Origin of the sequence: Pseudomonas plecoglossicida NBRC 103162 = DSM 15088 (assembly GCF_000730665.1) — a bacterium.
Lineage (GTDB): Bacteria > Pseudomonadota > Gammaproteobacteria > Pseudomonadales > Pseudomonadaceae > Aquipseudomonas > Aquipseudomonas plecoglossicida.
Map to the genome: position 1 here is coordinate 86,411 of NZ_BBIV01000017.1, position 12,933 is coordinate 99,343.

The 12,933-nt window shown below is 64.3% G+C and carries 10 protein-coding genes; 8 read left to right on the forward strand and 2 right to left on the reverse strand.

Annotation, left to right across the window (positions count from 1 at the left end; genetic code table 11):
- The first annotated feature begins 52 nt into the window (after positions 1 to 52).
- Both PPL01S_RS12230 and rarD read left to right on the forward strand, forming a co-directional pair.
- Positions 53 to 1,027, forward strand: a complete 975-nt coding sequence (locus tag PPL01S_RS12230; protein WP_016393261.1) for a serine/threonine protein kinase — start codon at positions 53 to 55, stop codon at positions 1,025 to 1,027.
- Between the two features lie 14 nt (positions 1,028 to 1,041).
- A complete protein-coding gene (gene rarD / locus PPL01S_RS12235; RefSeq protein WP_042155978.1) occupies positions 1,042 to 1,800 on the forward strand; it encodes an EamA family transporter RarD in 759 nt (252 codons plus the stop codon).
- Between the two features lie 236 nt (positions 1,801 to 2,036).
- Here rarD and PPL01S_RS12240 read toward each other — a convergent pair whose 3' ends face one another.
- Positions 2,037 to 2,555, reverse strand: a complete 519-nt coding sequence (locus tag PPL01S_RS12240) for a glycine cleavage system transcriptional repressor (RefSeq protein WP_016393263.1) — start codon at positions 2,553 to 2,555, stop codon at positions 2,037 to 2,039.
- A gap of 459 nt (positions 2,556 to 3,014) precedes the next feature.
- Between PPL01S_RS12240 and PPL01S_RS12245 the strand changes: the two genes are divergently transcribed.
- Positions 3,015 to 5,192, forward strand: coding sequence for a malate synthase G (locus PPL01S_RS12245; RefSeq protein ID WP_028625715.1), 2,178 nt, complete (start codon positions 3,015 to 3,017; stop codon positions 5,190 to 5,192).
- 115 nt (positions 5,193 to 5,307) lie between these two features.
- On the opposite strand, the gene PPL01S_RS12250 is transcribed toward PPL01S_RS12245, so the two are convergent.
- A complete protein-coding gene (locus PPL01S_RS12250) occupies positions 5,308 to 5,751 on the reverse strand; it encodes a response regulator (protein ID WP_016393265.1) in 444 nt (147 codons plus the stop codon).
- Between the two features lie 190 nt (positions 5,752 to 5,941).
- On the opposite strand from PPL01S_RS12250, the gene PPL01S_RS12255 reads away from it, so the two are divergent.
- The 5 genes from PPL01S_RS12255 to PPL01S_RS12275 all read left to right on the forward strand — a co-directional run bounded on the left by PPL01S_RS12255 (position 5,942) and on the right by PPL01S_RS12275 (position 12,862).
- Positions 5,942 to 7,879 (forward strand): putative nucleotidyltransferase substrate binding domain-containing protein, encoded by a 1,938-nt coding sequence (locus tag PPL01S_RS12255; RefSeq protein WP_016393266.1) that lies wholly within the window; start codon positions 5,942 to 5,944, stop codon positions 7,877 to 7,879.
- Entirely contained in the window at positions 7,876 to 8,586 is a 711-nt protein-coding gene (locus tag PPL01S_RS12260; protein ID WP_028625716.1) for a 3'-5' exonuclease, read from the forward strand. Before PPL01S_RS12255 ends, PPL01S_RS12260 begins: the two co-directional genes overlap by 4 nt.
- Before the next feature lie 191 nt (positions 8,587 to 8,777).
- Complete coding sequence (locus PPL01S_RS12265) at positions 8,778 to 9,323, forward strand: RNA polymerase sigma factor (RefSeq protein WP_174435904.1); 546 nt, start codon at positions 8,778 to 8,780, stop codon at positions 9,321 to 9,323.
- The gene (locus tag PPL01S_RS12270) at positions 9,320 to 10,276 is read left to right on the forward strand and encodes a FecR domain-containing protein (protein WP_028625717.1); all 957 of its coding nucleotides are present in this window, start codon (positions 9,320 to 9,322) and stop codon (positions 10,274 to 10,276) included. The genes PPL01S_RS12265 and PPL01S_RS12270 overlap by 4 nt, the downstream gene beginning before the upstream one ends.
- 153 nt (positions 10,277 to 10,429) lie before the next feature.
- On the forward strand, positions 10,430 to 12,862 hold the full coding sequence (locus PPL01S_RS12275; RefSeq protein WP_016393270.1) for a TonB-dependent siderophore receptor: 2,433 nt from the start codon (positions 10,430 to 10,432) through the stop codon (positions 12,860 to 12,862).
- Positions 12,863 to 12,933: the final 71 nt, after the last annotated feature.

The following is a 12,933-nucleotide window of genomic DNA, read 5'->3' on the forward strand; positions in this document are numbered from 1 at the left end:
GATCGGGCCGGCACTGGTACCATGAACCCTTGCCGCCCACCCCGGAGCCTCCATGTCGCACCCCTTCTCCACCCTCACCCCCGACCTGGTCCTGGACGCCGTGGAAAGCCTCGGTTTTCTCAGCGACGCCCGCGTCCTGGCACTGAACAGCTATGAGAACCGCGTCTATCAGGTGGGGATCGAGGACAGCCAGCCGCTGATCGCCAAGTTCTACCGTCCAGGCCGCTGGAGCGACGCAGCGATCCTCGAAGAGCACCGCTTCAGCGCCGAGCTCGCCGAATGCGAAGTGCCGGTGGTCGCCCCCCTTCAGCACGACGGCCAGACCTTGTTCGAGCATCAGGGTTTCCGCTTCACCCTGTTCCCCCGCCGTGGCGGGCATGCGCCGGAACCCGGCAACCTCGACCAGCTCTATCGCCTCGGCCAGTTGCTCGGCCGCCTGCATGCCGTGGGCGCGGCACGCCCGTTCGAACACCGTGAGGCACTGGCTGTGGACAACTTCGGTCACGCCTCGCTGAAGACCCTGCTCGACGGCGGTTTCGTCCCCAAGGACCTGCTGCCCGCCTTCGAGTCGGTAGCACGCGATGTGCTCAAACGTGTCGAAGACGCCTACGCCCGCACGCCGCACCAGCTCATTCGCCTGCACGGCGACCTGCACCCCGGCAACCTGATGCACCGCGATGAGGTCTACCACGTCGTCGACCTCGATGATTGCCGCATGGGCCCGGCCGTGCAGGACCTGTGGATGATGCTCGCCGGCAGCCGTGAGGAGCGCACGGGGCAACTGGCCGAACTGATCGATGGCTACAACGAGTTCCATGATTTCGACCCGCGCGAGCTGGCCTTGATCGAGCCTTTGCGCGCCCTGCGCCAGTTGCACTACAGCGCCTGGCTGGCACGGCGCTGGGACGACCCGGCGTTCCCGCCAAGCTTCCCCTGGTTCGGCCAGCCGCGTTACTGGGGCGACCAGATTCTCGCCCTGCGCGAGCAACTGGCGGCGCTGGATGAACAACCGCTGAAATTGTTCTAGAAGCGCGCCGCGCTCTGTCTACAATAGGCGTCGCTTTATTTAGCTTCCTAAGCAAGGATTCTGCATGCACGCCGCACTGGTGGCGCAAGCTGCGCGAAAACCCGCGCCGACTGGCCATCCTCGCCCTCAGCGGGGCGCTGATCGCCGGCAACTGGCTGACCTATGTGTGGTCGGTGAACAATGGCCGCATGCTCGAAGCCAGCCTCGGCTACTACATCAACCCGCTGGTGAACGTGCTGCTGGGCATGCTGTTGCTGGGTGAGCGCCTGCGTCGCCTGCAATGGCTGGCCGTGGGCTTGGCTGCGCTCGGCGTGGCGCAGCAGGTCTGGCAAGTTGGCAGCCTGCCGTGGGTATCGCTGGCACTGGCGCTGAGCTTCGGCTTCTACGGGCTTATTCGCAAGCAGGCGCCGGTCGCGGCCTTGCCGGGGCTGGTGGTGGAAACCTGGATGCTGGTTCCGCTGGCGCTGGGGTGGTTGTTGTTGACCCCCACCGCAATGAGCGCCCAGCCGGTGTTCTACAGCAGCCGTGAGGCGCTATGGCTGATGGCTGCAGGGCCGGTGCCGCTGGTGTGCTTCAACGCTGCGGCGCGTCACCTGCCCTACACCACGCTGGGCTTCCTGCAGTACCTGGCGCCTACCCTGGTACTGATACAGGCGGTATGGCTGTTCGACGAGCACTTGTCACCCAGCAGCCTGGTGGCGTTCATGTGCATCTGGGCGGGCCTGGCACTGTACAGCGTCGATGCGTGGCTGAATTTGCGCAAGCGCGCCTGATCAAAAAACGACCAGAGTCCTGCAGGCCACGTGGTCCGTGGCCTGCATGAATGTCTCCAAAGGTTATCCACACCCTCGTCCCCGTGGTTTGTGCACAAGCTACTGATAACTGGGTGTTTTTTGCTCAAATCGCGGGAGGGCTCGGCCTTCGTGGGCTGCACAGGTACGCCCCCAGCTTATCCACAGGGACGTCCCCGTTATATCGGGATAACCATCAGGTCCTCAACAATTTCAGCTCAATCCTCCGGCCGCAACTTCAACTCCACCATCAAGTCATCCGCCAGGCTCTCCAGCTTGTGCTGCAAATCCTCCAGCGACAATGTGAGCGGCAGCGCCAGCAAGGCATCGGCGTGGAACAGCGGCTCGCTGCTCATCGGCGCAGGACGCACTTCGGTAGTGAAGCGTTCCAGGTTCACCCCATGGTCCGCCAGCAAACGGGTGATATCGCGCACGATCCCCGGGCGGTCATTACCCACCAGCTCCATGGCGATCGGTTTCCACGTGCAGGACGGCTCGATGCCGCTTTCGGCGATCAATACCCGAATACTGTATTGGCTCAACGCCTGCAGCGACTTCACCAGGTCGTCGTAGTTCTCCGCCGGCACCGCCACCCGCAGGATCCCGGCGAACTGGCCGGCCATGCGCGACATGCGACTCTCGAGCCAGTTGCCGTTATGGTCGGCAATGCACTGGGCGATACGTTCGACCTGGCCGGCCTTGTCAGGGGCAATCACGGTCAGTACAAGATGGTCCACAGGTCCTACCTCTGCGCGATGCCGCGTGAAGCGGCGAAAAATCGGGGGGATCGACTCAGTATAGGCAAGGCGCGTCAACCTGCCGCAGGACAGTCCGCGCAACTAATCGTGTACTGTTTCAAGATTTATCTGGAACAATCCACCGGTTTTTTGCGAACATAGCGACTCCCAGCGTGACCCTACGCGACCAACCGGTCGCAGAGCGGCGCTTTTAGTCTGATGTTCACCTGCCTGCTGCTTCATGTAGTATGCGTTGGCGCGGACTACAAAAAACGTCGTTTCGATGTCTGCCAAGGCGCCTGTGAAAATACGCAAACCGCCCGCCAGCCTGTCTGGCGAGCCGCACCCAGCCGCGCTCGTGGATGACGAGAGCACGCACTGGTGCCGTGTTTAGAGAAGCGCTACAGGCTTAATACAGAAGAGCGAAAGCGAAATAGCTGAGCAGAGGTGAGGCAAGCAATGACTGGATACGTTCAAGTCGGTGGCCTTCAGGTCGCCAAGGCCCTGTACGACTTCGTCAACAACGAAGCGATCCCTGGAACCGGCATCAAGGCCGATGCGTTCTGGGCCGGGGCAGAAAAGATCATCAACGACCTCGCCCCCAAGAACAAAGCCCTGCTCGCCAAGCGCGACGAGCTGCAGGCCAAGATCGACGCCTGGCACCAGGCGCGCAAAGGCCAGGCCCATGACGCCGTAGCCTACAAGAGCTTCCTCCAGGAAATCGGCTACCTGCTGCCGCAAGTCGAGGACTTCCAGGCCACCACCCAGAACGTGGACGAGGAGATCGCCCGCATGGCCGGCCCGCAGCTGGTAGTGCCGGTGATGAACGCCCGCTTCGCCCTGAACGCCGCCAACGCCCGCTGGGGCTCGCTGTACGACGCGCTGTACGGCACCGACGCCATCAGCGATGAAGGCGGCGCTGAAAAAGGCCAGGGCTACAACAAGCTGCGCGGCGACAAGGTCATCGCCTTTGCCCGCGCCTTCCTCGACGAAGCCGCGCCGCTGGCGGCCGGCTCGCACGTCGACTCCACCGCCTACCGCATCGAAGCCGGCAAACTGGTGGTCACCCTCAAAGGCGGCAGCAACAGCGGCCTGCGTGACGACGCCCAATTGATCGGCTTCCATGGCGACGCCGCCGCGCCGACCGCCGTGCTGCTCAAGCACAACGGCCTGCACTTCGAGATCCAGGTCGACGCCAGCACGCCGGTCGGCAGCACCGACGCTGCCGGCGTCAAAGACATCCTGATGGAATCGGCACTGACCACCATCATGGACTGCGAAGACTCGGTCGCCGCGGTCGATGCCGACGACAAAGTCATCGTCTACCGCAACTGGCTGGGCCTGATGAAAGGCGACCTGTCCGAGAGCGTCAGCAAAGGCGGCAAGACCTTCACCCGCACCATGAACCCCGACCGCGAGTACGCAGCGCCCAACGGCGGCAGCGTCACCCTGCACGGCCGTTCGCTGCTGTTCGTGCGCAACGTGGGTCACCTGATGACCAACCCGGCGATCCTCAACGCCCAGGGCAACGAGATTCCGGAAGGCATCCAGGACGGTCTGTTCACCAACCTGATCGCCCTGCACAACCTCAACGGCAACACCAGCCGCAAGAACACCCGCACCGGCAGCGTGTACATCGTCAAGCCGAAGATGCACGGCCCTGAAGAAGTGGCCTTCGCAGCCGAGATCTTCAGCCGCGTCGAAGACCTGCTGGGCATGCCGCGCAACACCGTCAAGGTCGGCATCATGGACGAGGAACGCCGTACCACGGTCAACCTCAAGGCCTGCATCAAGTCGGCCGCCGAGCGCGTGGTGTTCATCAACACCGGTTTCCTCGACCGTACCGGTGACGAGATTCACACCTCCATGGAAGCCGGCGCCGTCGTGCGCAAGGGCGCCATGAAGAACGAGAAGTGGATCGGCGCCTACGAGAACAACAACGTCGACGTGGGCCTTGCCACCGGCCTGCAAGGCCGTGCGCAGATCGGCAAGGGCATGTGGGCCATGCCTGACCTGATGGCCGCGATGCTCGAGCAGAAGATCGCTCACCCGCTGGCCGGTGCCAACACCGCCTGGGTACCGTCGCCAACCGCCGCTACCCTGCATGCCCTGCACTACCACAAGGTCGACGTGCAGGCCCGTCAGCGCGAACTGGCTTCGCGCGCGCCGGCCTCGGTCGACGACATCCTGACCATCCCGCTGGCGGCCGATACCAACTGGTCGGCCGAAGAGATCCGCAACGAGCTGGACAACAACGCCCAGGGCATCCTCGGTTATGTGGTGCGCTGGATCGACCAGGGCGTCGGTTGCTCGAAGGTGCCGGACATCAACGATGTCGGCCTGATGGAAGACCGCGCCACCCTGCGTATCTCGGCCCAACTGCTGGCCAACTGGCTGCGCCACGGCGTGGTCAGCCAGGAGCAGGTGCTGGAAAGCCTCAAGCGCATGGCTGCGGTGGTGGACAAGCAGAACGCCGGTGACACCCTGTACCGCCCGATGGCGCCGAACTTCGACGACAACGTCGCGTTCCAGGCGGCTGTGGAACTGGTGGTCGAAGGTGCCAAGCAGCCGAACGGTTATACCGAGCCGGTGCTGCACCGTCGTCGTCGCGAGTTCAAGGCGCGTAACGGGTTGTAAATTGCAGGGGGCCGCTCTGCGGCCCTTTCGCGACACAAGGCCGCTCCTACACAGATGTCCCCTGTAGGAGCGGCCTTGTGTCGCGAAAGGGCTGCAAAGCAGCCCCAGCCCTGAATCACTCGAGCTTCAACTCCTTCTTCACCAGCCCCAGCAACTTGCCCAGGTCCACCGGCTTGAGCAGGAAATCCACCACCCCCAGGTGCATCACGTCCACCGCCTCCTTCACATCGGTATCGCCCGATACCACGATGATCGACAACGCCGCCCGCTCCGACTGACGAATCTGCCGGATCAGCTCCAGGCCATCCTTGGGCTCCATGCGCAGGTCGGTGATCATCAAGGCAATGCGCGGTTCGTAGTGCAGCTTGAACATCGCTTCCTGCGCGCCATCGGCCACCATGCTGTCTATGCCCCTGCTCCTGAGGTACAAGCTCAGGGCCTCGCTGTTCACCGGGTTGCCATCAACCACCAGCACCACAGGTTTTGGCGCCACCGGCGCACTCACCACGGCCAAAGCTTCACGTTCGTCTTCACTCAGGATGTCGTCATGCTCAACCATGGTCGTCTCGTCAAGAAAATTGCCTGCTCAGTCGGTAGGACAGCACCTTGTGAAATTGATCACAGCCCGCCCATAGACTTACGTCCAATGGGCACCACACGGCCGCCAGCCGACCATGGGGGCCGAGAACAACAAGGCCGGCACCTATATATAGATATATATAGTTCGGCGTAGCGATACGGTCAGTTTCATGAGCAAAAAGGACGCCTACAGCCAGGCGGGCAGGACTGCCGTCCTGCAGAACATCCAGGGCACTCTGCAGTTCCTGCAGCGATTCCCGCCTTTCAACCAGATGGAGCACAGCCACCTGGGCTTTCTGGTGGAACAGTGCCAGCTGCGTTTCTATGCCTGCGGGGAAAGCATCCTCAAGCCCGCCGATGGCCCGGTGGAGCACTTCTACATCGTCAAGCAGGGGCGAGTCGTCGGCGAGCGCCAGCACCTGGTCAAGCCAGGCGTGGAAACCACCTTCGAGATCACCAGCGGCGAATGCTTCCCGCTCGCCGCCCTGCTTGGCGAACGCGCGACCCGTACCGAGCACCTGGCCGGTGAAGACACCTTCTGCCTGCAACTGAACAAGGCAGCCTTCATCCGCCTGTTCTCGATGTCGGATGTGTTTCGGGATTTTGCCTTGCGCGGCGTCAGCAGCCTGCTCGACCAGATCAACCAGCAAGTGCGTCAACGTGCAGTGGAAACCCTTGGCACCCAGTACTCGCTGAACACCCCGCTGGGCGAACTGGCCATGCGTCACCCCGTTGCCTGCGCCCCGGACACGCCGCTGCGTGAAGCCGTGCGGCTGATGCACGAGCAACAGGTCGGCAGCATCGTGGTGGTCGACCCGCAACGCTACCCGCTGGGTATCTTCACCCTGCGCGACCTGCGCCAGGTGGTCGCAGCCGCCGATGCCGACCTCGGTGCGCCAATCGAGCGGCACATGACCGCCAAGCCGTTCTACCTCAGCCCGCAGGCCACCGCCTTCGATGCGGCCATGGCCATGACCGAGCGGCACATCGCCCACGTCTGCCTGGTGGACAAGCAGCGCCTGTGCGGCGTGGTTTCCGAACGCGACCTGTTCTCCCTGCAACGGGTCGACCTGGTGCACCTGGCGCGCACCATCCGCCACGCGCCACGCCTGGACACCCTGGTATCGCTGCGCGGCGAGATCGGCCAGCTGGTCGAGCGCATGCTCGCCCACGGCGCATCCTCGACGCAGATCACCCAGATCATCACCCTGCTCAACGACCACACGGTCTGCCGGGTGATAGAACTGGCCCTGGCCGAACGCGGCGACCCTGGCGTGCCCTTCAGCTGGCTGTGCTTTGGCAGCGAAGGGCGACGCGAACAGACGCTGCACACCGACCAGGACAACGGCATTCTCTTCGAAGCCGAAGGCAGCGCCGAAGCCAATGCCATCCGCGACCGCCTGCTGCCGCTGGCCCAGTACATCAACCAGTGTCTGGCCCTGTGCGGTTTCACCCTGTGCAAGGGCAATGTCATGGCCGGCAACCCCGAGCTGTGCCTGTCGCGCGCCGAATGGGCCCGTCGCTTCGCCGGCTTCGTCCGCGAGGCCAGCCCGGAGAACCTGCTGGGTTCGAGCATCTACTTCGACCTGCGCGTGGTCTGGGGCGACGAAGCGGGTTGCGAGCAATTGCGCCAGGGCCTGCTCGAGCAAGTGGCCGACAACCGTATCTTCCAGCGCATGCTGGCCGACAACGCATTGCGCCAGCGGCCGCCCGTGGGACGTTTGCGCGACTTCGTACTGACCCGCCAGGGCAACGACAAGGCCGCCACCCTCGACCTCAAGGTCCAGGGCCTCACGCCCTTCGTCGATGGCGCACGCTTGCTGGCCTTGGCCAATGGCATCGCTGCTTGCAACACCCTGGAGCGCTTGCGCCAGCTGGTCGATCAGGGCGTCATCGAAGCACTCGATGGCGCCGCCTATGAAGAGGCCTACCACTTCATCCAGCAAACCCGCATGCAGCAGCACCAGCGCCAGTCACGCGACAACCTGCCATATTCCAACCGACTCGACCCGGACAGCCTGAACCACCTGGACCGACGCATCCTGCGCGAGTCCCTGCGCCAGGCCCAGCGCCTGCAAAGCAGCCTGGCCCTGCGGTACCAGCTATGAGCCTGTTCGCCTGGCTGCGCCCTGCCGCCGTATCACTGGAGGACGCCCTGCGTGAGCGCCTGGCGCGCCTGCCCAAGCCTGCGCCGCCAGGTGTGTGTTCGTTGCGCGAACAGCGCTGGGTGGTGCTCGACCTCGAAACCAGCGGCCTCAACCCCAGCCGCGACCAGGTCCTGTCGATCGGCGCCGTGGCCATCGAGGACGGCGCCATCGACTTTTCCCAGCAGTTCGAGCGTACCCTGCACCGCCCGACGCAGAAGACCAACGCCAGCGTGCTGATCCATGGGCTGGGGCCCAGTGCCCTGGCAGCCGGCTGCGACCCGGCCGAGGCCTTGCTCGACCTGCTCGAATTCATCGGCACCAGCCCGGTGCTGGCCTTCCACGCACCGTTCGACCAACGCATGCTGGCACGGGCACTGAAGCAAAGCCTTGGCTATCGGCTGCAGCAGCACTTTCTCGATGTGGCCGAACTGGCACCGATGCTCAACCCCGATACCGTGCTGCGCGAAGCCGGGCTGGACGACTGGGTCGCCCGCTTTGGCCTGCACATCGAAGAACGCCACCATGCCAGCGCCGATGCCCAGGTGACCGCAGAGCTGGCGCTGATCCTGCTCAGCCAGGCCCGCCGCCAACAGTTGGACAGTCCCTTGCAGCTGGAGCAGCGCTTGCGTGGGTGGCGGCGGCGCAAGGTGCAGGTGCATGGTTTCTGATGTGTCCTACCCTATCGCGGGCAAGCCCGCTCCTACAGGAACGACGCAACCTCTGTAGGAGCGGGCTTGCCCGCGATAGGGCCGGTATTGCCAACATCAATTCCCAGCCCCGCAGTAATGGCATTCCGATAAGCGTCCATTGCACGGCACCCCCCGCCTCTGCAACAATCGCGAATAATTATCGTTAGTTAATGCATTGGTTCCGGGGGGGACACTGCGTGTCTTCAGCACAAAGCCCACACGCCGATCTGGTCGGTGCGCTCTATCGCGACCACCGTGGCTGGCTACTGGCCTGGCTTCAGCGCAGCCTGGCCTGCCGCCAGCGCGCCGAAGACCTGAGCCAGGACACCTTCGTGCGCCTGCTCGGCCGCGAACAGCTGGACACCCCCCGCGAGCCCCGCGCCTTTCTTGCCGCCGTGGCCAAGGGCCTGATGTTCGACCACTTCCGCCGCGCGGCGCTGGAGCAGGCCTACCTGGCGGAACTTGCCCGCTTGCCGGAAGCCGAACAGCCCTCCCCGGAAATCCAGCACCTGATCCTCGAAGACCTGAAGGCCATCGACCGCCTGCTCGGCAAGCTGTCGAGCAAGGCCCGTGCGGCCTTCCTGCACAACCGCCTGGACGGCATGGGCCACGCCGAGATCGCCGAGCGTCTGGGGGTCTCGGTGTCACGCGTACGCCAGTACATCGCCCAGGGCATGCGCCAGTGCTATGTCGCCCTGTACGGGGAGCCGACGTGAACGGATCACCGGTTTCGAACCGCGTCCTGGAAGCCGCCATTGCCTGGAAAATGAGCCTGGACGATGGCAGCGGCACGGCCGATGAGCGCAACGAATTCATGCGCTGGCACGCCGCCAGCGAAGAGCACGCCCGCGCCTGGCGCCAGCTTGGCGCCCTCGACCAACGCGTCAGCGCCGCCGCCGGCCCGGCCCGCCAGGCCCTGCTGCAATCACGCGCAGGCCTGCGCCGGCGCATCGCCAAGACCGGCAGCGGACTGGCCGGCATGCTGCTGCTCGGCTCGCTGCTGGCCTGGATCGGCGCACCATCGCTGGCGCCCAGCTACTGGCTGGCCGACCAGCGCACCGCCACCGGCGAGCTGCGTACCCTGCGCCTGGAAGACGGCACCCTGCTCAGCCTCAACAGCCACACGGCGGTCGACATCGATTACCAGGGTGATCAACGGATACTGGTCCTGCACCGGGGTGAAATCTCGGTCGAGACCGGCCACCAGGACCCTCGCCCGCTGCTGGTACGCACCGACGATGGCCGCCTGCGCCCGCTGGGCACGCGCTTTCTGGTGCGTCGCGAAGATCGCGGCACACGACTGGAAGTCCTGCAAGCCTCGGTCGGCGCCATGCCGCAGAACAGTGGCGACGAGCAGGTCGTACGCGAAGGCCAGCAGGTATTGATGAGCACCAATGGGCTGGGCCAGGTCGGCCCTGTGCAGGCCGGCGCCGATGCCTGGACCCGCGGCATGCTGGTGGTGGACAACGTGCGCCTGGCCGACCTGCTGGCCAGGCTCGGCCAGTACCGCAGTGGTTATCTGGGCGTGGCCGATGAAATCGCCGACCTGCGAGTGACGGGCAGCTTCCCGCTGACCGACACCGACCTGGCCCTGGCATCGCTGGTGCCGGCGTTGCCGGTGAAGGTCGAGCGCCATGCGCCTTGGTGGGTGACTGTCGTTCCCAAATAGAACCGTAGTGACCTCATCGCCAGCAAGCTGGCGATGAGGTCACTACGAGCTGTAACCAAAACAATTCTCACTTTTTTTCACATTACCCCTGTCACTTCACACATCTCGCTCGGCAAGGAAGCAGAAAGCACTTATCCGTCGAGGAGCCGCTGCATGTCCCGCGCTGTTGATCGTTTCCTGCGTCCAAGCCTGATGGCCCTGGCCATCGCCATGGCCGCGCCCTTTGCCAGCCCAGCCCTGTTCGCTGCCGAACAGTCGGCGCCGCGTGCCTACAACCTGCCCGCTGCCCCCCTGGCCAACACCCTGAACCAGATCGCCAGCCAGTCGGGCATCGCCCTGGCCATCGACCCGGCCCTGGTCAGCGGCCGCAATTCGGCGCCGGTCAACGGCCAGTACGACGGCCTCGGCGCCCTGCAGGCAGCCCTGCGCGGCACCGGGCTGCAACTGGAGCAGAGCAGCGTCGGCAGCTACAGCCTGGCGGCGACCCCTCAAGGCGCACTGGCGTTGCCGGAAACCACGATCGACGCCAAGTCCAGCTACGAAAGCGCCTGGGGCCCGGTCGAAGGCTATACCGCAAAGCGCACGGCCGCCGGCACCAAGACCGACACCGCGCTGGTCGAAGTGCCCCGCTCGATCTCCGTCGCCACCCGCCAGCAGATGAGCGACCGCGGCGTGCACAGCCTCGACGATGCCGTGCGCTACATGCCGGGGATCGTCTCCGCCAGCTTCGGCAGCGACACCCGCTATGACTGGATGCGCGTGCGTGGCTTCGAGCCGACCCAGTTCCTCGACGGCCTGCCGCTGCCCCGTGGCGTATACGCCAACCCCAAGGCCGAAACCTGGAACCTGGATCGCCTGGCGCTGCTGCGCGGCCCGGCTTCCTCGGTCTATGGCCAGACCCCGCCCGGCGGCCTGCTGGACATGGTCAGCCGCCGCCCGCAGGCTGAAAGCGCCAACGAAATCGAATTGCAATACGGCAGCGACAACCACCGCCAGATCAACTTCGCCAGCACCGGCAAGCTCGACGAGCAGGGCAAGTTCCTCTACAGCCTCAGTGGCGTGGTCCGTGACGGCGGTACGCAGATCGACCACATCGACGACAAGCGCTACAACATCGCCCCGAGCCTGACCTGGAACATCGACGAAGACACCTCGCTGACCTTCCTGACCCAGTTCACCCGCGACGATACCGGCGTCACCAGCCAGTTCCGGCCGATCCAGGGCACCAAGATCGACATGCCGTTCGGCGACATCTCGCACCACAAGAACCTGGGCGACCCCGACTACGACTTCTACGACCGCACCTACTACGCGCTGGGCTACGCCTTCGAGCACCGCATCAACGATGTGTGGCAGTTCCGCCAGAACCTGCGCTACACCAAGTCGGACCTGGCGTTCCAGACCGTCACCGTCAACAGCTACATGCCACAGTTCGGCATGGTGGTGGACGACGAAGGGAATGTCGGGCGCGGTACCACCAACGTCGACGAAGACATCAGCCAGTTCGCGGTCGACAACAACTTCCAGGCCGACTTCGCCACCGGCGCCGTCAACCACACGGTGCTGCTCGGCCTGGATCACCAGCGCAGCAACACCAACTACCTGGCCATTTTCGGCACGGCGCCGCCGATCAACGTCAATCACCCGGAATATGGCCTGCCGATCACCCGTCCGCCCCGCTCCGATGCGTTCTACGACTACAACCAGAAGACCTACCAGACCGGCCTCTACGTCCAGGACCAGATGGCCCTCGACAACTGGCGCCTGACCCTGGGCGGGCGTGAAGACTGGGTGCACACCGGCACCAAGTTCTTCAACAAGGACGATGCCACCAACACCCAGCGCGACAGTAACTTCAGCGGCAACGCGGCGATCAGCTACGTCTTCGATTCTGGCTTCGTGCCGTACCTGTCCTACGCCGAATCCTTCCAGCCGGCCAGCAATGCCAGCGTCGATCCCGAGGTTTCGTTCAAGCCGACCGAAGGCAAGCAATGGGAACTGGGCATCAAGTACCAGCCGCCGGGCTCCAACACCCTGCTGTCAGCAGCCGTGTATGACCTGACCCAGAAGAATGTCTCGGTCACCAACAACGTCGGCAACGTCTCCGTCACCAGCCAGACCGGCGAAGTGAAAGTGCACGGCCTGGAGCTCGAAGCCGTGTCCGACGTCACCGACAACCTGAAGGTGATCGCGGCCTATACCCTGGCCAAGTCGGAAGTGCAGGACGGCCTGTACAAAGGCAACCGTCTGCAACTGATGCCCAACCAGCAAGCCTCGGTGTGGGCCGACTACACCTGGCACTCCGGTGTGCTCGACGGCTTCGGCGTCGGCGCCGGCGCCCGCTACACCGGCAACACCTACGGCGACCAGGCCAATACCTACCTGGGCAAGGCCGACGCCTACACGGTGTTCGATGCGTCCGTGCACTACGACCTGGGCCGCCTGGACAACAGCCTCAAGGGCGCCTCGGTGGCGGTCAACGCCACCAACCTGCTGAACAAGGACTACATCTCCACCTGCGACTCGTACTACTGCTACTACGGCGACCTGCGCAGCGTCGTCGCCAGCGCCACCTACAAATGGTAAGCCTGTGACGCTGTGAGATTGCCGGCCAAGCCGTCCCCCGTGGACGGCTTTGGTCTTTCTGAACATCGAGA

Coding starts and splice junctions, on each gene's coding strand:
- PPL01S_RS12275 (WP_016393270.1), top strand. CDS start 10,430: ATGTCCCGCGCTGTTGATCGTTTCCTGCGTCCAAGCCTGATGGCCCTG.
- PPL01S_RS12255 (WP_016393266.1), top strand. CDS start 5,942: ATGAGCAAAAAGGACGCCTACAGCCAGGCGGGCAGGACTGCCGTCCTG.
- PPL01S_RS12260 (WP_028625716.1), top strand. CDS start 7,876: ATGAGCCTGTTCGCCTGGCTGCGCCCTGCCGCCGTATCACTGGAGGAC.
- PPL01S_RS12230 (WP_016393261.1), top strand. CDS start 53: ATGTCGCACCCCTTCTCCACCCTCACCCCCGACCTGGTCCTGGACGCC.
- PPL01S_RS12250 (WP_016393265.1), bottom strand. CDS start 5,751: ATGGTTGAGCATGACGACATCCTGAGTGAAGACGAACGTGAAGCTTTG.
- PPL01S_RS12245 (WP_028625715.1), top strand. CDS start 3,015: ATGACTGGATACGTTCAAGTCGGTGGCCTTCAGGTCGCCAAGGCCCTG.
- PPL01S_RS12265 (WP_174435904.1), top strand. CDS start 8,778: ATGCATTGGTTCCGGGGGGGACACTGCGTGTCTTCAGCACAAAGCCCA.